The organism is Rhizobium sp. BK251, from assembly GCF_004345245.1.
GTDB lineage: Bacteria > Pseudomonadota > Alphaproteobacteria > Rhizobiales > Rhizobiaceae > Rhizobium.
Map to the genome: position 1 here is coordinate 13,940 of NZ_SLUQ01000019.1, position 19,922 is coordinate 33,861.

At 58.5% G+C, this 19,922-nt stretch carries 22 protein-coding genes and 3 pseudogenes; 13 read left to right on the top strand and 12 right to left on the bottom strand.

Annotated elements, in window-relative coordinates; all coding sequences use genetic code 11:
• The first annotated feature begins 173 nt into the window (after positions 1-173).
• From EV286_RS31120 to arsC, 5 genes are read left to right on the top strand one after another with little or no spacing between them, the layout of a single operon-like run.
• Positions 174-527: a metalloregulator ArsR/SmtB family transcription factor gene (locus tag EV286_RS31120; RefSeq protein ID WP_132961109.1), complete on the top strand. Its 354-nt coding sequence runs from the start codon at positions 174-176 to the stop codon at positions 525-527.
• A complete protein-coding gene (gene arsN2 / locus EV286_RS31125; RefSeq protein WP_132961110.1) occupies positions 524-964 on the top strand; it encodes an arsenic resistance N-acetyltransferase ArsN2 in 441 nt (146 codons plus the stop codon). Before EV286_RS31120 ends, arsN2 begins: the two co-directional genes overlap by 4 nt.
• Positions 965-979: 15 nt before the next feature.
• Entirely contained in the window at positions 980-1,507 is a 528-nt protein-coding gene (locus tag EV286_RS31130) for an arsenate reductase ArsC (protein ID WP_132961111.1), read from the top strand.
• A 1-nt stretch (position 1,508) separates the two neighbouring features.
• Positions 1,509-2,567, top strand: coding sequence for an ACR3 family arsenite efflux transporter (gene arsB / locus EV286_RS31135; protein ID WP_132961112.1), 1,059 nt, complete (start codon positions 1,509-1,511; stop codon positions 2,565-2,567).
• A gap of 2 nt (positions 2,568-2,569) precedes the next feature.
• The gene (gene arsC / locus EV286_RS31140) at positions 2,570-2,992 is read left to right on the top strand and encodes an arsenate reductase (glutaredoxin) (RefSeq protein WP_132961113.1); all 423 of its coding nucleotides are present in this window, start codon (positions 2,570-2,572) and stop codon (positions 2,990-2,992) included.
• Between the two features lie 139 nt (positions 2,993-3,131).
• Here arsC and arsK read toward each other — a convergent pair whose 3' ends face one another.
• Both arsK and EV286_RS31150 read right to left on the bottom strand, forming a co-directional pair.
• Positions 3,132-4,343, bottom strand: coding sequence for an arsenite efflux MFS transporter ArsK (gene arsK, locus EV286_RS31145; RefSeq protein WP_132961114.1), 1,212 nt, complete (start codon positions 4,341-4,343; stop codon positions 3,132-3,134).
• A complete protein-coding gene (locus tag EV286_RS31150; RefSeq protein WP_132961115.1) occupies positions 4,336-4,698 on the bottom strand; it encodes a metalloregulator ArsR/SmtB family transcription factor in 363 nt (120 codons plus the stop codon). Before EV286_RS31150 ends, arsK begins: the two co-directional genes overlap by 8 nt.
• Before the next feature lie 43 nt (positions 4,699-4,741).
• On the opposite strand from EV286_RS31150, the gene EV286_RS31155 reads away from it, so the two are divergent.
• The 3 genes from EV286_RS31155 to EV286_RS32220 all read left to right on the top strand — a co-directional run bounded on the left by EV286_RS31155 (position 4,742) and on the right by EV286_RS32220 (position 6,511).
• Positions 4,742-5,263 carry a DUF6428 family protein gene (locus EV286_RS31155; RefSeq protein WP_132961116.1) on the top strand — a complete coding sequence of 174 codons (522 nt, stop codon included), beginning with the start codon at positions 4,742-4,744 and terminating at the stop codon, positions 5,261-5,263.
• A 387-nt stretch (positions 5,264-5,650) separates the two neighbouring features.
• Positions 5,651-5,842 (top strand): colicin E3/pyocin S6 family cytotoxin, encoded by a 192-nt coding sequence (locus EV286_RS31160; RefSeq protein WP_245500897.1) that lies wholly within the window; start codon positions 5,651-5,653, stop codon positions 5,840-5,842.
• A 489-nt stretch (positions 5,843-6,331) separates the two neighbouring features.
• Positions 6,332-6,511 (top strand): hypothetical protein, encoded by a 180-nt coding sequence (locus EV286_RS32220; protein WP_165933012.1) that lies wholly within the window; start codon positions 6,332-6,334, stop codon positions 6,509-6,511.
• A gap of 266 nt (positions 6,512-6,777) precedes the next feature.
• Here the strand turns inward: EV286_RS32220 and EV286_RS31170 are convergent, their stop codons facing one another.
• Genes EV286_RS31170 through EV286_RS31180 form a run of 3 tightly spaced genes read right to left on the bottom strand, consistent with a single transcriptional unit; the run spans position 6,778 to position 8,130 of the window.
• Positions 6,778-7,401 carry an ATP-dependent Clp protease proteolytic subunit gene (locus EV286_RS31170; protein WP_132961118.1) on the bottom strand — a complete coding sequence of 208 codons (624 nt, stop codon included), beginning with the start codon at positions 7,399-7,401 and terminating at the stop codon, positions 6,778-6,780.
• A gap of 46 nt (positions 7,402-7,447) precedes the next feature.
• Positions 7,448-7,819, bottom strand: coding sequence for a hypothetical protein (locus EV286_RS31175; RefSeq protein WP_132961119.1), 372 nt, complete (start codon positions 7,817-7,819; stop codon positions 7,448-7,450).
• Positions 7,816-8,130, bottom strand: coding sequence for a metalloregulator ArsR/SmtB family transcription factor (locus tag EV286_RS31180; RefSeq protein WP_088702569.1), 315 nt, complete (start codon positions 8,128-8,130; stop codon positions 7,816-7,818). The genes EV286_RS31175 and EV286_RS31180 overlap by 4 nt, the downstream gene beginning before the upstream one ends.
• Positions 8,131-8,696: 566 nt before the next feature.
• Here EV286_RS31180 and EV286_RS31185 point away from each other — a divergent pair.
• Both EV286_RS31185 and EV286_RS31190 read left to right on the top strand, forming a co-directional pair.
• Positions 8,697-9,149: pseudogene (locus EV286_RS31185) on the top strand (transposase); the annotation flags it as partial.
• A 914-nt stretch (positions 9,150-10,063) separates the two neighbouring features.
• The gene (locus EV286_RS31190) at positions 10,064-10,756 is read left to right on the top strand and encodes a substrate-binding domain-containing protein (protein WP_132961120.1); all 693 of its coding nucleotides are present in this window, start codon (positions 10,064-10,066) and stop codon (positions 10,754-10,756) included.
• Between the two features lie 21 nt (positions 10,757-10,777).
• Here EV286_RS31190 and EV286_RS31195 read toward each other — a convergent pair whose 3' ends face one another.
• From EV286_RS31195 to EV286_RS31220, 6 genes are all read right to left on the bottom strand, one after another.
• Complete coding sequence (locus tag EV286_RS31195) at positions 10,778-11,308, bottom strand: AAA family ATPase (RefSeq protein ID WP_132961121.1); 531 nt, start codon at positions 11,306-11,308, stop codon at positions 10,778-10,780.
• On the bottom strand, positions 11,305-12,108 hold the full coding sequence (locus EV286_RS31200) for a methyltransferase domain-containing protein (protein WP_132961122.1): 804 nt from the start codon (positions 12,106-12,108) through the stop codon (positions 11,305-11,307). The genes EV286_RS31195 and EV286_RS31200 overlap by 4 nt, the downstream gene beginning before the upstream one ends.
• Before the next feature lie 625 nt (positions 12,109-12,733).
• Positions 12,734-12,889 carry a hypothetical protein gene (locus tag EV286_RS32225; protein WP_165933013.1) on the bottom strand — a complete coding sequence of 52 codons (156 nt, stop codon included), beginning with the start codon at positions 12,887-12,889 and terminating at the stop codon, positions 12,734-12,736.
• 31 nt (positions 12,890-12,920) lie between these two features.
• Positions 12,921-13,880, bottom strand: a complete 960-nt coding sequence (locus EV286_RS31210) for a serine hydrolase (RefSeq protein WP_281041152.1) — start codon at positions 13,878-13,880, stop codon at positions 12,921-12,923.
• A 223-nt stretch (positions 13,881-14,103) separates the two neighbouring features.
• Complete coding sequence (locus EV286_RS31215; RefSeq protein WP_132961123.1) at positions 14,104-14,286, bottom strand: hypothetical protein; 183 nt, start codon at positions 14,284-14,286, stop codon at positions 14,104-14,106.
• Between the two features lie 169 nt (positions 14,287-14,455).
• Positions 14,456-15,385, bottom strand: coding sequence for a calcium-binding protein (locus EV286_RS31220; protein WP_132961124.1), 930 nt, complete (start codon positions 15,383-15,385; stop codon positions 14,456-14,458).
• Positions 15,386-15,560: 175 nt separating this feature from the next.
• Here EV286_RS31220 and EV286_RS31225 point away from each other — a divergent pair.
• From EV286_RS31225 to EV286_RS31235, 3 genes and pseudogenes are all read left to right on the top strand, one after another.
• Positions 15,561-16,294: pseudogene (locus EV286_RS31225) on the top strand (phosphotransferase).
• A 451-nt stretch (positions 16,295-16,745) separates the two neighbouring features.
• Positions 16,746-17,396, top strand: a pseudogene (locus tag EV286_RS31230) (transposase); the annotation flags it as partial.
• A gap of 84 nt (positions 17,397-17,480) precedes the next feature.
• Positions 17,481-18,423 (top strand): IS630 family transposase gene (locus EV286_RS31235; protein WP_132961125.1). Its coding sequence is split into 2 segments (ribosomal slippage): positions 17,481-17,797 and positions 17,796-18,423, totalling 945 coding nucleotides; the frame shifts between segments, so codons are not numbered across the junction.
• A gap of 480 nt (positions 18,424-18,903) precedes the next feature.
• Here the strand turns inward: EV286_RS31235 and EV286_RS31240 are convergent.
• Complete coding sequence (locus EV286_RS31240; protein WP_132961126.1) at positions 18,904-19,905, bottom strand: zinc-dependent alcohol dehydrogenase family protein; 1,002 nt, start codon at positions 19,903-19,905, stop codon at positions 18,904-18,906.
• Positions 19,906-19,922 lie beyond the last annotated feature (17 nt).

Here is a 19,922-nt window from a genome sequence, read left to right on the forward strand (position 1 = left end):
ATGTTGGCGCAAATGCCCGCTTTGCGCCCTCATCTCGGTCGCAGCTATTAGCCTTGAAACTTTCCGAAAACGGACACTACCGGCGACAAGTATAGGCCTTGGTTGCGCCAAAAACGGACGTTGCAGGATTGGCCGCCTGTTGACACAAATATTATATCCATTAGTCTGGATATATGGATATTAATACAGCAATCGCGGCGCTTGCCGCACTCGCCCAATCCACCAGGCTTGAGACATTCCGGCTTCTAGTCCGCCACGAACCCGATGGTGTCCCTGCCGGCGAGCTGGCCCGTCTCCTCGACGTGCCGCAGAATACCATGTCTGCTCACCTCGCGACCCTGTCACGTGCAGGCCTCGTAGCAAGCGAGCGGCAAAGCCGTTCGATCATCTACCGGGCTGATCTCCGGGGACTGCGAGACCTTACCCTCTTCCTGCTGAAAGACTGCTGCGGCGGCTCAACGGAACTCTGTGCGCCGCTGATCGCCGAACTCACACCTTGCTGTACTCCCGAGGTGAAGATGTCATGAGCGACATCAGGCTGGAGCCAGTCCCGGGAAGCGATGCCGGATTGAAGCAGGCGCTGTCGGCTTCCGCTCTTCCGACCGAAGACCTCGAGGATGCCGAACGCCGGTTCTTCAGGGCTGTTTCACCCGATGGCTTCACGGTTGGTTACGCGGGCATCGAGACCTGCGGCAACGCGGTCCTCCTCAGGTCGATGGTCATCCTTCCCGAATACCGTGGCAGGTCGTTCGGGAGAGCACTAACCGAGGAAATCCTGAAAACCTTGGGCGAAAGCTCGGCAGTGTTCCTGGCGACGACGACGGCCGCTCCGTTTTTCGAAAACCTTGGCTTCGTTGTGGTCGAGCGCGCCGATGTGCCTCCCGCCGTTCTCGCAACCCGTCAGCTTTCGGGCATCTGCCCGGCATCGGCCACGATCATGAAACTCAACAGACCTCCGACCTAACCACGGACAACAGCCATGACCGACAAGACCTATAACGTGCTCTTCCTGTGCACGGGCAACTCCGCTCGTTCTATTCTCGCCGAATCCATCCTCAACAAGGAGGGCTGCGGACGCTTCAGGGCCTTCTCCGCAGGCAGCCAGCCAAAGGGCGAAGTCAATCCTCTCGCGTTGAAGGAATTGGAAGCGCTCGGCTATCCAACGACTGGCTTTTCGTCCAAGAGCTGGGACGTCTTCGCCCAACCGGGCGCACCCGAGATGGATTTCATCTTCACCGTTTGCGATAGCGCTCACGGCGAGGCTTGCCCGGTATGGATTGGCCATCCGATGACGGCGCATTGGGGCGTCGAAGACCCAGCGGCCGTTGTGGGCACCGAAATCGAAATCCAGCGCGCCTTCGCGCAGGCTGCCCGCTTCCTCAAGAACCGCATCACGGCCTTCATCAATCTACCTCTGGCCTCCATCGACCGCCTAGCGCTCGAGCAGCACGTCCGCCAGATCGGTTCGCTCGAAGGCGCTTCCGTGAAGTCTGCAAAGGCCAAGTAAGATGTCCACGTTCGAACGCTACCTGACCATTTGGGTCTTTCTCTGCATCGTCGTCGGCGTCGCCCTCGGCCATCTTATGCCCGGTGTTTTTCAGGTCATCGGCGCGGCGGAGGTCGCGAAGGTGAACCTGCCCGTCGCCATCCTGATCTGGCTGATGATCATCCCGATGCTCGTCAAGATCGACTTCCGCTCGCTGGCGCAGGTGAGCACGTATTGGCGTGGCATCGGCGTGACCCTGTTCATCAACTGGGCCATCAAACCGTTCTCCATGGCACTGCTCGGATGGCTGTTCGTGGGCTGGCTGTTCCGTCCTTATCTGCCGGCCGACCAGATCGACTTCTATATCGCTGGGCTGATCATCCTCGCGGCAGCGCCCTGTACTGCGATGGTTTTCGTCTGGAGCAACCTGACGCGCGGCGAGCCGCTGTTCACACTCTCCCAGGTGGCGCTCAACGATGCGATCATGGTCGTCGCCTTCGCCCCGATCGTCGGGCTACTGCTCGGACTGTCGGCTATCACCGTACCCTGGGACACGCTCGTTCTGTCGGTCGTCCTCTATATCGTCGTCCCCGTCATCATCGCGCAGGTCCTGAGAGGACGACTGACCGCCGACGGCACGATGACGGTGCTCGACGTGATGCTGGCGAAACTGCAGCCGCTTTCGCTTGTCGCTCTGCTCGCGACGCTCGTCCTCCTGTTCGGTTTCCAGGGCGAGCAGATCATCGCGCAGCCGACGCTCATTGCGCTGCTGGCCGTTCCCATCCTCATCCAGGTCTATTTCAACTCTGGGCTGGCTTATCTCCTCAACCGGATGTCAGGCGAGCGCCATTGCGTCGCCGGGCCTTCGGCACTGATCGGGGCCAGCAACTTCTTCGAACTTGCGGTCGCCGCCGCCATCAGCCTGTTCGGCTTCCAGTCCGGCGCGGCGCTTGCGACCGTCGTCGGCGTGCTCATCGAGGTCCCCGTGATGCTCACGGTCGTCTGGGCCGTGAATCGCACCAAGGGCTGGTACGAGGCAGCACCCGCCGTCTCCAGGAACACAGTTACCGAAAGGACATGACAATGGACGTCACCATCTATCACAACCCGGCCTGCGGCACTTCCCGCAACACGCTGGAGATGATGCGTGCAGCCGGGATCGAACCGACTGTGATCGAGTATCTCCAGTCCCCGCCGTCACGCGAGGAACTGGCAAGGATCATCTCCGACGCCGGATTGACCGTCCGACAGGTCATCCGCGAGAAGGGCACGCTTTACGCGGAGCTGGGCCTCGACGATCCAAAGCTGACGGACGACCAATTGCTCAACGCCATGCTGAAGGACCCGATCCTCATCAACCGTCCGTTCGTCGTCACGCCGCTCGGCAAACGGCTTGCCAGGCCCTCCGAGGTCGTGCTCGACATCCTGCCGGATGCATTCAAGGGAGCCTTCTTCAAGGACGACGGCGAGCAGGTCCTCGACGAGGAGGGAAAGCGCATTGTCTGAGACCTTCACCGCCTTGCAGGAGCGGCATCTTCGATGATCGCGTGGTCGACGTGTGCGAGTAGCGGACCGACCGCTGTTGCGAGCGGGACGAAGATGCGGCGAAGCTCGAGGAGCGGGTACAGCGGAAATCGAAGTGAACTCAAGCGATGGCTACGCGTCCCCGTCTCGTGGCCACCGCGACGCTCGCGAATGCGGCCATCCCAAGCGTGCCAAGTGCCGCGGTGGCAAACAAGGACGGCCCGATGCCGAGCTGCTCCATGGCCATCGCGAAGACGAACGGAGCTGCCGCGCTCATCGCCAGCCGCGCCGATGCAATCTTGCCAGTAATCGCGCCATAGCCGTCGCTTCCGAACAAATAGAGGGGCAAGCTGCCCTGTGCGATCGAGTTGATACCCGAGCCGAGACCGAGGCAGACGGCAAAGGCGACTGCCCCCGGCAGCCAGCTTCCGCTCACGGCGAGGACAATAATGCCGATAACCATGAGCGCGGCGGAAATGACCGCAAGGAAGGGTGGGGACAATCTCGCTCCGAAGACCATGTTGATCAAGCGGCTCAGGACCTGGGCTGGCCCGAACAGCGAGCTGATGGCGACGGCAGCCGTACCGAGCCCCAGCTTGCTGAGCATCGGGACCATATGGGCAAGCATGGATGACAGCGTGAAGCCCAGCATGGCGAAGGCGGACGAGAGGACAAGCATCGCGACGGGCCGCGCTTCCGGCGGGATCGCGCCGACGACGCGCACTGGCTCGCGGTGAATGCCCCCCGCGATCGCCGCTTTGCTCCTCTGCATCATCCAGACATGCACTGGCATGCACAGGAGGAGGTTGAGCACGGCGAAAACCACGTAGATTTCCCGCCAGGACAGGTACTTGATCAGGACTGCCGAGATCGGCCAGAAGATCGTCGACGCAAACCCGCCGATCAGCGTCAGGTAGGTGATGCTCCGAGACGCAGTCTTCGGATTGCTTTCCACCAGCGCGGCAAATGCGGCCTGGTATTGGACCATTCCCGAAGAAACCTCGAGAAGGACGACGGCCAGCGCGAAGACGGCAACCGATGGCGACCATGCGCACAGGACGAGCGTAAACGCAGAGAGTAGCGACCCGACCGTCAGTACCGTTGCCGCCCCGATCCTGTCCATCCGCTTGCCGATCATCGGAGCGGATAGCCCGCCGACAAAAAGCGAGGCCGAGAAGATGCCAAAGACCTGTTCGAGAGGGATGCCGAGGTCGCTCGCCATCCCAGGTGCGAGGATCGAGAACGAATAGTAGAGCGTTCCGTAGCCGATGATCTGTGTCAGGCCGAGCGCGGAGATCGTGGCGAACGAAATCGCGTTTCTTGCGTCATGCATGCTTGTTCTCTTCCCGCGTCTCGCCAGAGCAGCAAGCAGCCTCGGCCTCTGCCTGCCCAAGAACCCGCGGATGTCCCGCGCAGCATTCGTGCATCAGGAACGTGACCAGCCCCGATAGCGCTTCGTAGTCGGCGCTATAGACGATGGAGCGAGATTCTCTCCTCTGCGCGATCAGGCCAGCGCGCTCCAGTTCCTTGAGATGGAACGAGATGTTCGATGGAGAGACACCCATCTTCTCGGCGATCGCGCCTGCCGCCATCCCGTCGGGGCCAGCGACGACCAAGGTGCGCACGACGGCCAACCGGGTTTCCTGCGACAACGCCGCAAAAGACATGAGGGCTTGACGTTCTTCCATAATTCAATATTCCTTTAAACATTGAATCGGAGGAGTAGCGCAAATGGACACGATCATCAAGTCGGTTTCGACGACATCGGACATCACCTTAGGAGAACTCCTCTCGCATACTGGCTCGGCCCCGGAGTTGCCCTTGGTTTTCTCGTACGATGGAAAGGACATCAAGGCCGGGTATCACGTCACCGAGGTCAAGGCCGGACAGTTCTCTGCCCTCGATTGCGGGGCGAATCCAGAGGCTTGGTCGGAAATCTTTGTGCAGTTGTGGGACATAGAGGAGGGAGAACGAACCCATATGACCGCCGGGAAGTTCTCCGCCATAGTTCGCAAGGTGTCCGAACACGTCCTTCTCGATGGCTCAGCCAAGCTGACCTTCGAAGTCAGCGACGGTATCCGTCCGATGCAGTTGTTCTGTGCGAACGATCCAGTCAAGGAAGATGGGGCTCTCCACGTAGCGTTGACGCCACGTCCCGCGAGCTGCAAACCTCGCGATCGCTGGCTGGCCGAGCAAGCGTCCACCGAAAAGCGATTCTGCGGCACTTCAGTGGACAGGAATTGCTGCGCTTAGTGGTTCAAGCCATGTCCGCTTTGGCGCAATCTCAGACCTTGGCGACAAGAACGTCGGTGTTCGCTTTTGTTTCGGGTTTCCTAGCACCGGACTGTCGGCCATCGCCCAAATCAGTCATTCCAGCCGGGCAAGTTGTTGTTTGGCGAGACAATTCCAGACAAATGGGAATATTAGTAACGGAGTCGCGAGGTCGAATCCCGTCAAGAGCTTGCCATACTGTAATCGAGGCGACTACTTTTCGAGGCGCATGCCTTTGCCGCCACTTGGGAAGGCTCTATCGTCCAGAAATTGATACCGCGGTCTTTGTAGGCACGCTAGATCGCTTCAATGCTCACCGGTTGCGGGCCGCAATGCTACACCCGGTCCAGAACACCAGGAATTCCGGATTTGCAAAAGGGAAAGCCAGTTGGCGGCAGAGCGCGGTGGTACGACAGCAAGGGAAACATTTACGAATGGGACTGCCAGCACGGCAAACTTGAGAAATTCGATAAATCGGGAAAGAAGCATCTCGGTGAATATGATCCGGTGACCGGGTGGAAACAAAACCTCCAAAGCCTAGACGAACAACAAAAAGGATGAACTTATGCAAGTTTCGCTTGTTCTGGAGCTGTATGAGAAGCATGGCCAAGTTTTGAAGAATACACTCGATGTAGAATTCAGCGATCTCGAGTTTTTTAGACGAGTATTATCCGTTCCAGATCAGGATCCATTGATGTATGAATCGTACAAGATAGACAAAAATAGTAATAGGAAGATTTTCGACAGGTATGGATTTATGTTGGACGTCGACAGATATGATTGCTACGCGGGATATAGGCAAACTTCCTAGCGCGTGAAGCGGATTGGTGAACTCTATCGGATCGAGGCTAAAGCCAATAAGAAACAGTTGAAACGCCGTTTTTTTTGAGAGCTGCCTTATGGAGCTCCGGAATACTTGCGTGTTAATTCGTCATTCGTAGAATTTCCTTTGGATAAAACGGCCGCGATCAATGTAGACAAGAATATCGTAGATGCGCTTTCTAAAGCCTTTGCCAATTTGGCGGCTGATGGAAAAATGCGCCTGAGGATGTGCAGTCGCTCAATAAGCTTAAACAACATGCTAACGATCCGGAGGTGCAGAAGCAGCAGGCCGAATGCGCAAAACAGGCCAGCGGCGTCGTTTGCCAGATCAAGGAAAGCATGTATGGCTATTCCGAGGTTATCACGCTCACCTCGGACACCGCAAAGGTTCTCGCAGGCGCTTGGTGAACCGCGGGAGCAGCGATCGCGGTAGGATTGGTAGCCTATTTCTATGGCACGAATTCCGGAGAGCAGTTCGCCAGCAAGACGATCTCACTCGGCGGCGGACTGCAAGGCGAACTGAGCGGAAATATCGATAACGGTTATCTGACGCTGAGCATCCCGACGACGGTTTCATTCCCATCAAGACCGGTGAATGCAAGAGGCTCGATCGAAACCCGCGCATGAGGTGCGTTCGCGAAGTAGCGGCCGCGTCGGATTACTCCGGGCTCGGTTCACGTCGCGCCGACGTGGTCGGTGGCAACTGCCCGAACCTGCAGAATGCGGTCGATAAGGCCCCATTCTAACGCCTCTTCCGCCGTCATGAAGCGGTCGCGATCCATCGCTTGCTCGAATTCTTCGTAGGTGCGGCCGCAATGCTCGGCGTAGAGCCGTGTCATGCGATGCTTGGTCTTCTGCATTTCCTCGGCATGAATCAGCATGTCCGATGCCTGTCCTTGGAATCCGCCCAGCGGCTGATGAATATGGATGCTGGCATTGGGAAGCGCAGTGCGTTCGCCCGGCTGGCCGGACATCAACAGGAACGAGCCCATCGAGCGGGCGGTTCCCATGCACAGCGTATGCACCGGGGCGTGAATGTAACGCATCGTATCGTACATCGCGAGACCGCTGGTTACGACGCCACCTGGCGAATTGATGTAGAGATGGATCGGCCTTCTGGGGTTTTCGGCTTCGAGAAACAGCAATTGTGCGCAGACAAGAGCCGAGACCGTGTCGTTTACCTCCCCATTGAGGAAGATGATCCTCTCACGAAGCAGGCGGGAATAGATGTCGAAAGACCGCTCTCCTCTGCTGGATTGTTCGACGACCATAGGGACGAGTTGCATTGCTTCGCGCATTGGCGAACTCCAATCATTCGAGATTTTCGGGAGGGCTTGCCCCGCGTCAGGCGGCGAGCATGAGGGTCGGGCTGTTGCCGTTGGCGACCGTTTTCGCCAGCCGCTCGAAGGTCGCCCCGGTCAGCTCGTGGACGATCCGCAGGCTGGTTCCGCCCGATCCATTCGGGCCGATCGTGAAAGTGACGGTGCTTTCGAGATGGGGCGGGGCATCGTCGCGCAATTTGTAGCGGATTTCCTTGCCTGGCGTTTCGGAGAGCGACTGTGGATCGGCAAGCGCCTCCCGCGGCAGCCACTTCTCCCGGAATTCCGCGATGCTAATCGCCCGCCAGACCTTCTCCGGCGACGCGTCCAGTTCGTATCTCTGCTCGAAACCGCTTTCCTGCACCTTCGCCTGCGCCTCGGCCTTCACGTCGTTCATTGATCCATATCCTTCAGCAGGAGCTTGAGAGCGTCGATGCGAGCCGGCCAGTAGGCGCGGTATTTCGCCAGCCATTGCGCGATAAGGGCCAGCCCGTCCGGATCGACTTCATAGTTCACGAAGCGGCCCTCCCTTTGTTCGCGCACCAGCCTTGCAGCTCGCAATACGGCGAGATGCTGGGACATCGCCGGCTGGCTGATATCCATGCCCTGGCGCAGAGTGCTGGCATTCATGCTGCCGTTCGCCAGCTTTTCGAAAATCGTACGGCGGGTCGAATCCGCCAAAGCGCGGAAAATATCATGTTCGATCATGACAACACATAAGCACACACTTATGCGATTCGCAAGACTGTTTGGAGACGGACCGGAATTTTGTGGTGGCCGGATTGCGATATTCCAATCGTCGCGCGCGACGCGCAGCTGATCACGCAGCGCTTCCTGGAGTTTACGAAGGAGACGGGATGAGAGCGTAGCTGGGTCATCGCGCCGCCTATGCTGCTCGGCCGAGGCGGTCAGAAAAGGCGGATCGGCGTTTGACGGGCGAACCTTGGAGAAGGTCGCGGCGTCTGCCTGCAACGGTCCCGCCAATGCCAAGGTCACACCGGCTTTAGTTCCTTTGTGGTTTGGTATGGCATAGCGAGAACCGCGTGCCATTGCCTTCTATGTGTTCATTTGATTTCTCGGCAGTCCAACACTCCCGACAGTATTCCGGGCGTGATCAATAAAACCGGAAGAGCGGCGAGCGGCCACATCCTCGATTTCTATAGCGGCGCTGAGAGAACGGCTTCAAAGCGCTGATTTCCTAGCGATGAGTTAGGTCGCCAGCTGTTCGCTTCCCTTCAAGAGCAAGAAAGAACCAAACGGCGTGGAGCCCTATCGTCGAGGCCGAACGGGACGCGCTCATCGTTGAGCAGGCGACGAGCGCATCGCCAGCGGCACTGCTTCTTGGCATCAGGGGAATTGGTTCGGAGTTTGCGGCAGTCCTTCACTCTGAAGGCCTGTTCCGGCACTTCGACAACCGCCGTCAAGTTGCCGCCTACGCCGGGCTAGCGCCGTCGCCATGGCAGAGCGGCTCGATCGATCGGGAGCAGGGCGTCTCCAAAGCGGGCAATCCACGGCTGCGAACGACGATGGTCGAGCTTGCGTGGCTGTGGCTGCGCTACCAGCCGGGCTCCAGGCTGTCCTGCTGGTTTAAGGAGCGTGTCGCTCGCAATGGCGGACGCTTCAAAAAGACGATTATCGTGGCGCTCGCCCGCAAGCTGTTGGTCGCCTTATGGAAATATGTGAACGCCGGCATCGTTATCGAGGGGGTGGTCATGAAATCCGCCTGACCGACGACAGCTCAACTGCAAAGCTCTTTCAATCCCCAGGGCCCGATCAGCCCTGACGGATCCAGGCGAACGGACCGTGGGTCCTCATGGCTTCAACAGCCGGGAATAAGGTTGGTCCCGTTCTCCTGAGCCCTTGCCCGCCGCAAGCGGGATCGTGGTGCAGCCGCTCAGAGCGGCGACCGTATGTGAGGTTGTACAGGCTCGCAGGCCGGGCCGGTAAAGTATGGGGCTCAGACTTGGATTCGAGACGAGGAGATCAAGATGCCGCCTTGATAGCCGTTGACGCCATACTCCTCATGTGAGGAGGACCCGACGGCCGCCCGCGACGACATCATCGACATCGCCCGCTCGCTCGCACGGCCGGGCAGGTGAGGTGAGGCGGCGGCTGCTGCACAGAACATACATCATCGTCCAACCTCGGAGGCGCGTCCTGGCGCTTCAGGACGGTAGTGCAAGCAATGTCCCTCTCGCACATTGACCAACAATGCTGGATTCTGTTCACAGGTGCAGCGACCTCGATGGCCGCGCCTGTCCTGCGCCCGCATATCGGAGGTGGCCTGCATGCTAGCAAAATCCCGTAAGCGGACATCTTGGCGTATCCGCGAGGCGGCAGCTTCGCGCCCAAATGTCGGCCGGAGAGCCAACATGTCCGATGCCCGAAAGCAGACGCCGCTAGCGACGTGATGTACGACTTGATTGCGCCATAGCGGTCCTGAGACATTGTCGAGCAAGTTCCGATCCTGAGGGTCCTGGGTGCTGGTGTCGATGGTCGGGGATATCAGGTTCGATCCGGCCGCCCGCCCGACGGCGAGACAAACAGGTTTGTGCTCGTGAACTGGGAGCGACGCTTGTGTGGAATTCAGGCTGAATGCGCATTGTCAACAAGGTCGTTTCGACCGATTTCAGGTGAGGCCATGAAACAGGAAATCCGGCTTTTTGGTGCTATTGCGGTCCGACCCGCCGTCCTTGCTCTCCTCTCCCGGTTCGAGACGGCCACAGGTTTCACAGTTGCGGTCAAGCGGGAGCTAAATCCGACCGTAAAGAAGCAGATTGAAGCTGGGGAGCCTTTTGACGTCGTCATCACCAATCCAAACCTGGTTGACGATCTGACGGCGTCGGGAAAGGTCGAGGCGGGGAGCCAGATAGCGTTCGGCCGGATAGCAATGGGGGTGGCGGCCAATGCAGGCAGTCGACCACCCGGCATCGAGTCCGTGGAAGCATTCAAACAGGCGTTGAAGAGCGCCAAATCCATCGCCTACGCCAGTGAAGGTACCAGCGGTGGCTACTTCTCCGGTTTGCTGGAACGCTTGGGAATAGCGGAAGAGGTGAAGTCCAAGTTGGTCGCCGTGACAGGAGGGCAGACAGCGCCAGCCGTAGGCCGTCGGGAAGCCGAGTTGGGTGTCGTTCCCGTGACTTCGATTCCTGCTGCCTCTCCCAAGGTCATGCTCGTCGGAAAGTTTCCGCCAGAACTCCAAAGTTACGTTGACTTCGCCATTGGCATCAGTGCCAATTCAACGGACGCAGGTGCTGCCAAGCAGCTCTCGGAATTTCTGGTGTCGGCAGCCGTTGATGACATCTTGGCGGCAAAGGGCATCGATCGCGTCTAGAGGCATGATCGCCACGATCAATCAAACTGTCGCCAAGAAGCCAGCAACCTCCAGGCGGCTGCACAGCCGCAACCTACGCAAGGAGTGCTCCTCGAAAAACCGTTCATGGGCGTCAAAAGAATTCATGTGATTCTTCCGAAGACGGTAACCGCGTGTGTAGTCTAGCAGTTCCTTGAACTGCTCCTCGGTCCCGCCACCGGTTTGGCCTCGTTGCAGCAAACTGGAAATGCACTCATCGTCGGGGAAATCGAGCCAAATCAGCATTGTAACTCGCGAAGCCACTTGCCTGAGGATCGAACCGTAGATGCCTTCCATGATCCAAGAACTGCTGTCCGCAGCCCGGGCCACTAATCGGTCGCGCTCCTCGCGCGGGCGCTCTGCGACAAAATTCGGCAGCCAATGAAAGTCGTCGAGATGAAACGCCGGGAGCTGAAGTCTCCGCGCTAGCTGTTGCGCCAGCCACGTCTTGCCACTTCCTCCATTGCCCATGATGAAAACCCTGTCCATCATTCGTCCTGTGCCCCTGACCGCGTCATCTTGCGCGTTTTTCATGGCCCCGCCTTTGCCGCCTCCACAAACAGAACCAGTGGCGCGTGCGCATACCAACGTGCCAACCAAGGGTGTTCTTCCGATAGTTTCGTGTCAGGCCTTGGTTCGTCGATCTTGGTGATGCGAAAACCGGCGTCACTTACAGCGTTGATGTACTCGGAAAGCGTCCGAGGGAAGCGCGGTACCTCGAAGGGAACAATGCCGTCGGTCGATGGACGCTTGCTGAAATGCCAGCGTTCGACGAACGGCGTTCGGTCGAAGTATCGGCCCACTCTAAGACCGAGGTGGTTGCCATCCTCATCCCGCACCCATTTGGTCGCTGGTGTTATGAAACATGGGTGCAAGACGCTAAAGCAAAGCAAACCACCGGTCTTGAGTATGCGATATGCCTCTCTCATAGCAGCAGGAAAATCCGGCCCGTCCATGAGCGCCATCGTGGACAAGGCAACATCGAAACTAGCTGGCTGCAACGTGGCCATGTTGGAGAATGACGAATTCTCATACTGAATACCCAAAGGACGCTCAGCTTCTTTCTGCCGCGCCTCAGCAATAAGACGGCGAGAAAGATCGACGCCAGTCATCCGTGCGCCCAACTCGGCAAAGCAGCGTGTGTTCGAGCCTTCTCCACAGCCCAGGTCGATGACCGACTTTCCTTTGATGTCGGGCATGAACGACAGGAAGGACGGTAGGGTATAGAGAGTGCGATAGACATCGAAACCCGCTTGGACATCGTTTGCCCACTGATCGGCATTGCGATCCCATGCAGCCGCTACCATCGCTTCATCAATCACGTTCTCTGACATATTTCCCTCCTGCTTCAATCATTCTGGGGACCGCGATGCACAGCCGGAAAACCGACCCTCGTCGAGAGAGCGACCGCCCGGGTTGAGTTGCCGCATTGCAAGGGCCGAGGACGACGATGCGCTCGGCAAGGGAGTGCAAAGGCAGCATAAGGACACAGGTGGGGCGATTGAGTTGGCTTCCATTGGCTGGAGTCACTGGAGTTATCAACAATCAGTGGTGGCAACCGTCGGAGTTCATCGTCAGGATTGCGCCACCTAGCGGTCATTCGGCTGGAGGCAGCCTGAAGCGGGTGCCAGCGTCATGACGTGCGAGACGTGTGGTGACTCTAGGCGGCAGAATCCCATGGCTTCGTAGAAGCCAGCCCTAGCACCGGTGTCCGTTAACAAACGAACCTTCGAAAACCCAGCTTCTCGCGCATTTCAGAATTAACAAGAAATTTAGGCTAACCCTATCGATCTAAACCTGCCTGTTTCAACCCGAAAAAAGAAAGCTAAGGTTGAACAAACACGTTTGTTTGGCGTGTCCCCACTTTTTCAGAGACAGTCACGGATCGTCGCAATGAATACAGTCGCCAGTTCCGATTCTGCATATTTTCCTCCAGCGCGAAGTCTTTCATCTCAAACCCTAGAGAAGGCGCAATCCCAGGCGGTTGGCCCCGATGTCCTGCGATCTCTGACGATTCTTCTCGTGATGCTGGTGCATCTCCCTGTCGAGGCGACGCCGTCCGTTCTCGTCGGCGTCCGCAACTATGCCTGGGTAGGAGTCGATGTCTTCTTTCATCGCCATCACCAAGTTGAAACCTGGACACGACCTACCTCGCCTGAGCCAGCCGACGATCTGGCATAGCCGCGAGTGCCTGGCGCAGGATCTCCCCCATTCTCGCGTGGTTCACACCATGATCGACGCGTGCCGATTTATGCACGACCACGAGATCGAGGGCGGGCAAGACGATGATGTATTGCCCTCCGAATCCGCTCGCGTAAAACATCGGCACATTGGTGCTGATGCTGTCGCCAGGGGCGTTTGCGGCGGCAGTCACCCAGAGATAGCCGTATCCCTTCCCTTCCCCGATTTCGGAATGGGGTTGGGTGCTTTCGTGAACCCACTTCGCGGGGACGAGTTGTGTGTCTCCCCATCGACCGCCTCGGAGATACAGTAGTCCGACACGAGCGAGGTCGCGCGTCGACAAGCGCATCTTGTAGACAGGGTGCTTCGATTCTGGGCCGTAGTGAAAATGGCCATCATCCTGGCTGTAGTCCTGCATCGAAAGAGGGACCGCGACGCGCGATGCGAACGCCTCGAATACCGTCTGCCCTGTCTGACGTTCCAGGATGGTTCCAAGGACATTGAAGTCCCAGTTATTATAGAACCAATGGGTCCCAGGCTTGTGGCTTCCTCTCGGCGGACGTCCTTTGTCGGTATCGTAGACCGAGGGCAGATAGACGCCTGATCTGGCTTTCAGGAGGTCAAGCACGGTCGCAGTCTTCTCCATTGCCGTCAGGGGCGCAATGTCATCGATCTCCAAATCCGCCAGGGTATTGTTCGGGTTGATCCTGCCTTCAGCGATGTAAGTTCCGTAGAGGATGTTGATCAGGCTCTTCCGCACTGATGCCACGCTGGATTTGGAGGCAACATCACCCCATTGAAAGACGATGCGGCCCGCGTCGATGATCATGAACGCTGTCGAGCGGCCGTCCGCCAAGTCTCGGGCAAGGCTGATAAGATGCTCCGATGACCAACCAGCGTCCCCCGGCTTCAGTTCGTCCCACACGGCACCAGGAGCGATCCTGTCCTCATCAGCGAGTTGGTTCCTGGTCATCACTCCTCCAATCGAATCGGAAAACCGAGCGCGTTTTATGATTGGTTCAAACGAAGTGATGCGCAACTGTGCGTTGACTTTCGCTCAGTAGATCATGGCGGCCTTCGACACACCATCTGGGGACCAACCCAGATACCTTCGAGGAACGGGACTGGCTGGGCGGTGCAGCCATTGGCTACTCGCGGCTGCATATCTCGGCGAAGCCAACGGGCGCGTGGTTCGAGAGCATTGCGATATAGCCTGCTCGTTTGCTGCCGCTGAGCATCTTTTCGATATCGCCAAGATGCTCGTCGACTGACAGGCGGTCCCAGAGCTTGAAGCGCATTTCAGCCCAGAGCAGGGAATCAGCTTTGTCCATTTTCCTAGTCAGAATCGACATACCGCGACCTCTCCCTCTGACGACTTCGCGCAATGATGTCAGCTACTGCCTTTTCCGACATTAGGTAGCAAAAACCGCCGGACCTGACATGGCATCCCGACCGCTCGCCATTTGTCGGTTCAGAGGTCTCGTCGGCGAAAAGGTCTGATCAGACTTCTCCATATGAAGAGAGGTAGCTAGGCGCAGCATCCGGGGGATTGACCTCGAGCGTGCTGCCATCTGCAAATGAAAGTGTGAGCTTGCTGCCAAAGAAAAAATCGACCGAGATTCCGTCTGTCTCGTTTCCGTCGAATGAGATCGTTGCCTTGTTATCGCTGATCGTCACCCTTGTGTTTGCGGCGGTGAAGCCTTCACCCAGTTCCAGCGTGGAGGACGATCGCAAAAGCGCTATCGAATCCTGGCCGTCGCCAACTGCAAATTTGATAGTTGAGCCGGACTGAACTTCTTTTGTCGCCTGCAAACCACTAATCGTGATCTTGTCGTTTCCGCTTCCGCTGTTGATGGTGTTTCCTACTCCAGCAGAAATGCGATCATCGCCCGTGCCAGCGCTGATGGTGCTTCCTCGGGAAGCACGGATCGTATCATCGCCCGTACCAGCGTTGACGGTGCTTCCGAAACTGGAAATCGTATCATTGCCAGCACCGCCTAGTATCGTGCTGCCACTGCCAGCGGAGAGGATGTCGTCACCGTCACCGCCATCGATGGTGCTGTTAGCGCCTACCGCTATTTTGTCGTTTCCAGCGCCGCCGCTGATATGCATCTCGACGCTGCCGTTGATGATGTCGTCTCCATCCCCGCCATCGACAGAACCACCCGGTCCCGCGTAGACGACGTCATCCTTGTCAGTACCGGTGATGCCCGAAAATGCGCCACCGACAATGAGCTGTCCACCGCCTTCAAGCAAGATGCGGGTGATCTCGCCCGCTGCTTGCTTCAGTGGATCAAGCTTAGCACCGGAAATCGACGATAGAATCTGGCTGGCGGCCGACTGTGCTGGGGCAGCCGACCTGGATGACCCCTTTAGAAGAGTCAGCGCCGCTGAATTGTTGCTGGGTGCAGACGATGAAACAGAAACCATGATGTCCTCCCGGTTCGTCGCTCTCCTCATGAGGGATGCTGGAGATCGTCATCATGACGAACACAAGAATATGCGAAGTTTACAACGGTTGGATTGATGGAATATTAACGCGCATCCATTGATTGCATTGTCATGAATGCCGCCGAAATCATCGTAGCCGCCAAGGACATCGCCAATGGGATGGGAAGCACTCGGGCAATGGGGGCAGGACGCCGTTCGCATCAAACAGCTCAAGGGCGGTTCTTCCAATGATGTGTGGAGCGTTCGTATCAATGGGCATATCGCCGTCGGCCGCCTCGGTTCCAGGGCGGACGACGATCTCGCATGGGAAGCCGAACTACTCCAACATCTCGACCGTGAAGGTATGATCGTTCCGGTACCACTCCCGACAACCGACGGCCGCCTATTCGTGGACGGCCTTATGGTGATGGAATACATGGAGGGCGAACCGCCAAAGGCGGAGTCCGACTGGCGTCGGGTGGCAAACACGCTCCGCGACCTGCATCGGCTGACCAGAGACTGGCCGCAGCGACCGGGCTGGAAATCGTCGAGCGACCTTCTGCACGCCGAAACCGGAACGAGGATCGACCTCACCGCGATGCCGCCCGAGAGTGTAGATCGATGCCGCGCGGCATGGGCGCGGCTCATTGGGCGTCAGGCGTGCGTTGTTCACGGCAATCCCAACAATCCCGGCAATATTCGCATGACCCGGGTCGGGTCGCGTTAATCGATTGGGACGAGGCACATGCCGATGTTCCCGAGCTTGACCTCGTACTGCCTGACAACGCCGCCGGTCTCGACAACGTCACCCATGACATCGCAGCGCAAGCATCCGCTGCTTGGGAAGCCGCCGTTTGTTGGAAGGACGAATACTCGGTCAGACGGCTTGCCGAAGTTCGGGCGATCTAAGCCTCGGCGTATAAACACACGTCCGCCTCGGCCCAATTCGCAGCCACTTTATTACGGCGGCTTTGCGCCGATATCGTTGAAAAACTCGCATTCGTTCCTCTGGCGGTTAGCCGATCATTTGCAGGCGGCGGCTCGGGCCTCCTTGTCGGAGATGTATCGTCCTGAGGTTTCGTCAGCGCAACGGTCAATGTGGTCATTGGCATCAAGCAGCCCCTTCACGACCACGCCAACGCTGATGAGAGCGACAAATCCAATTACTGCTGCAATATATCTAAAAGCTGGGCGCATTTCGTTTCCCGCTGCGGGTCGCTGTTTGTGTTTCACTGGTATCGAACGACAGATTGTTCGTGCAATCTCTCCCAGTGGTTAAGCTGCTGATTTCTCAATTCGCGGTTGCTTGTGTTGAGCCTCCCTGATTCAATCCTCCCATTGATTTGCGGAGGATTGAGCGATGATGGGATGTCAGGCGGCCCCGGCGCAACTCTTCTACGACTTCAGCCTAGACGATCATGTTCCTACCGACCATCTGCTGCGCGGGATTGATCGACACCTCCACCTCGATAGCGTGCGAGCGCAGTTGAAGCCGTTCTACAGCACCACTGGTCGGCCGTCGGTCGATCCAGAGCTGATGATGCGGATGCTGATCATCGGCTACTGTATGGGCATCCGCTCCGAGCGGCGGCTGTGCGAAGAGGTCCACCTAAATCTTGCCTATCGCTGGTTCTGCCGTCTCGGTCTGGACGGAAAGATACCGGATCATTCCAGCTTCTCGAAAAACCGTCATGGCCGCTTCCGGCGAAGCGACATCCTGAGTCACATGTTCGAAACGGTGGTGGAGCGCTGCCTTGCTCGGGGCCTGGTCGGAACCGAAGGATTCGCCGTCGATGCCAGTCTGATCGCCGCTGACGCCAACAAGCAACGCTCGGTGCCCGGCGCGGAGTGGGCGGCCAAAGACGAAGCCAGTCGCTCGGTTCGGGAATATCTGTCGGTGCTCGATGATGCAGCGTTTGGCGCGGCATCCCCTGTGACGCCGAAGTTCATCTCGCCCTCCGATCCCGCGGCCCAGTGGACCGGGGCCCATAAGGGCCATGCCTTCTTCGCCTAGAGCGGCGGGCGTTCTGATTGAATCGAATGGGATTCCCGCATGCTGGTTTTCATGATTCACTTCGGTCGGAGGTGATTTGCGATGACCCGTTCGTATTCGCTTGATCTGCGTGAGCGCGTTGCACGGTTTGTGGAAGAAGGCGGGTCGTGCCATGCGGCTGCGGCCCATTTCGGGGTTTCCGTGTCGTTCGCCGTGAAGCTGATGGCGGCGTTTCGCCGAAGCGGCAGCCTCAAGGCGAAGCCGGAGGGTGGATGGCGCTATTCCAAGCTCGACCCGCACCGCGACTTCCTGATTGGCCGGGTGGCCGAGAAGGACGACATCACCATGCCGGAACTGGCCGCCGAACTGGCTGGGCACGGCACGGTGGTTGCCCCATCCTCGATCTCGCGCTGGCTGATCCGCAACGGCTATCGTTTCAAAAAAAACGCTGCTGGCCAGCGAACAGGACCGATCGGACGTCGCCGCCGCACGCCAGGCCTGGATGGCCAGGCAGGCGAGGATGCGGCTTGAGCCGCATCGGCTCGTCTTCCTCGATGAGACCGGCACGACGACGAAGATGACCCGCCTTCGCGGTCGATGCCCGAAAGGCCAGCGGCTGCGCTCGAAAGCACCGTTCGGACACTGGAAGACCCAGACTTTCGTCGCCGGGCTCAGATGCTTCGGTCTGACCGCGCCCTTCGTGGTGGACAGGCCGATGAACCGGTGCATCTTCGAGGCCTATGTCGAGACCCAACTTGCCCCGACGCTGTCGGCCGGCGACGTCGTCATCCTCGACAACCTCGCCGCCCACAAGAGCCCCAAGGCCGAAGCTGCCATCAGGGCCCGCGGTGCATGGATGCTTTTCCTGCCGCCCTACAGCCCCGATCTCAATCCGATCGAGATGGCCTTCGCCAAACTCAAGGCTCACCTCAGGGCGCGCGCCATCCGCACCATCGACGCGCTATGGCAGGCCATCGGCGACATCTGCTCCCTCTACCCGCCAACCGAATGCCACAACTACTTCAAAGCTGCGGGATACGTCTGAATGCACGATGCTCTAGCCGTCACGATCTCGAGGGCCCCGTCGGACGCCGGCGGCGACCAAGCCTCTCCACCCTAGACCGGCGGCCTCGTGTTTTTAGAAGTGCATGAGCGTTAAGAGCGTTTCAGGCTCTACGCTGTCGAGTTGAAGGTGAACACCGCAAACTTCGAGAGCATTCGTGTCTTTTTGTGCGTCGTCGAGCGAGGAAGTCTCACGGCCGGCGGCGCTGCAACTCGGACTTCCGTGGACGAGTGAAGACGGGCAATTGTTCGGCGCCGATGGGACCGGCATGAGTGCGTTTCATTGATGGCTGGCCTCCAAAGGGTGCACCTCTACCGCACCGTCGAGTAGGCGGTACAGGAATAGGGGCGACGTCAATCGGCACTCTCCAAGCGACGTCCCAACGCTTTGAACGCATCGATCTCGTCGGAAAGGGTAGCCGACGAGTGGCGCGTACGGTCGGGCAGGCCGTCAGACCTCGGTCTATAGCTCAATGATCAGCTTGCCGTTCGCTTCCCCGGCCTCCAATTTGCGATGGGCGTTAGCAGTCTCTGTCAGGGCAAAACGCTGGGGATCCAGGCGGGGCGAGAGTTTGCCGTCCTCAACCAGCCGGGAGATCCGTTCGAGGGTCCGCCCCTGCTGCGGCCGCGACACACCAAACATGATCGGAGCAAGAACCAGAACCATGTGCAAGTTGGCGCCCTTCAGGTAAAGCGGGGCAAGATTGTGGCTTGCCGCGCCGACCACGGTGACGATATCACCCGTCGGCTTGACCATCTGAAATGCGGCATCGAGCGCGGTCCCTCCTACCGTATCAAAGATCACGTCGAAGCCATGTCCATCGGTGTGTTTCTCGACGATCTCCTGCGGTGTCACTCCGGTCAGATCAACGCACGCCCGAGCGCCGGCGGAAATCGCAACTTCGGCACTCAGTGTTGACCGCGTGACGGCAATCACGTCGGCGCCGGCGGCATGTGCGAGCTGCACGGCCATATATCCGACGCCTCCCGCGCCACCGGTTATTAAAACGCGGGTGGTCGGCGTGATCGTTACCTTTTCGAACAACGCGGTCCAGGCGGTTGTAGCCGTGAGCGGCAGCGCGGCAGCCGTGCGAAAATCGACATTCTTCGGCATCTTGGCAATAAGGTCTGCGTCAAACACGGCAAACTCGGCGAGCGCGCCGGGGATATCGCCATCGGGGCCACGGAAGCCGCCAGCAAAGCCGAACACTTCATCGGTTGGAGCGAAACGGGTGACGCCAGGGCCAACGGCCTCAACTGTCCCCGAAAAATCCGAGCCTAGCACCGCCGGGAAGGATGCCGGCGTCATCGGCAACTCGGCCTTTCGCACCTTTGTGTCGATAGGATTGACGCTCGTTGCCCGGATCCGCACAAGGACCTGTCCGGCACCCGGCTCAGGCTTGGGCAGATCGACGACGTGAAGAATGTCTGGGCTTCCTTGCTCGGCCGCTATCACAGCTTTCACAGCTAGGGTCCTTTTCT

Excerpts from the sequence above, each read along its gene's own strand:
- EV286_RS31120 (WP_132961109.1), top strand. The coding sequence starts at position 174 with ATGGATATTAATACAGCAATCGCGGCGCTTGCCGCACTCGCCCAATCC.
- arsN2 (WP_132961110.1), top strand. The coding sequence starts at position 524 with ATGAGCGACATCAGGCTGGAGCCAGTCCCGGGAAGCGATGCCGGATTG.
- EV286_RS31130 (WP_132961111.1), top strand. The coding sequence starts at position 980 with ATGACCGACAAGACCTATAACGTGCTCTTCCTGTGCACGGGCAACTCC.
- arsB (WP_132961112.1), top strand. The coding sequence starts at position 1,509 with ATGTCCACGTTCGAACGCTACCTGACCATTTGGGTCTTTCTCTGCATC.
- arsC (WP_132961113.1), top strand. The coding sequence starts at position 2,570 with ATGGACGTCACCATCTATCACAACCCGGCCTGCGGCACTTCCCGCAAC.
- arsK (WP_132961114.1), bottom strand. The coding sequence starts at position 4,343 with ATGCATGACGCAAGAAACGCGATTTCGTTCGCCACGATCTCCGCGCTC.
- EV286_RS31150 (WP_132961115.1), bottom strand. The coding sequence starts at position 4,698 with ATGGAAGAACGTCAAGCCCTCATGTCTTTTGCGGCGTTGTCGCAGGAA.
- EV286_RS31155 (WP_132961116.1), top strand. The coding sequence starts at position 4,742 with ATGGACACGATCATCAAGTCGGTTTCGACGACATCGGACATCACCTTA.
- EV286_RS31170 (WP_132961118.1), bottom strand. The coding sequence starts at position 7,401 with ATGCGCGAAGCAATGCAACTCGTCCCTATGGTCGTCGAACAATCCAGC.
- EV286_RS31175 (WP_132961119.1), bottom strand. The coding sequence starts at position 7,819 with ATGAACGACGTGAAGGCCGAGGCGCAGGCGAAGGTGCAGGAAAGCGGT.
- EV286_RS31180 (WP_088702569.1), bottom strand. The coding sequence starts at position 8,130 with ATGATCGAACATGATATTTTCCGCGCTTTGGCGGATTCGACCCGCCGT.
- EV286_RS31190 (WP_132961120.1), top strand. The coding sequence starts at position 10,064 with ATGAAACAGGAAATCCGGCTTTTTGGTGCTATTGCGGTCCGACCCGCC.
- EV286_RS31195 (WP_132961121.1), bottom strand. The coding sequence starts at position 11,308 with ATGAAAAACGCGCAAGATGACGCGGTCAGGGGCACAGGACGAATGATG.
- EV286_RS31200 (WP_132961122.1), bottom strand. The coding sequence starts at position 12,108 with ATGTCAGAGAACGTGATTGATGAAGCGATGGTAGCGGCTGCATGGGAT.
- EV286_RS32225 (WP_165933013.1), bottom strand. The coding sequence starts at position 12,889 with ATGAAAGAAGACATCGACTCCTACCCAGGCATAGTTGCGGACGCCGAC.
- EV286_RS31215 (WP_132961123.1), bottom strand. The coding sequence starts at position 14,286 with ATGGACAAAGCTGATTCCCTGCTCTGGGCTGAAATGCGCTTCAAGCTC.
- EV286_RS31220 (WP_132961124.1), bottom strand. The coding sequence starts at position 15,385 with ATGGTTTCTGTTTCATCGTCTGCACCCAGCAACAATTCAGCGGCGCTG.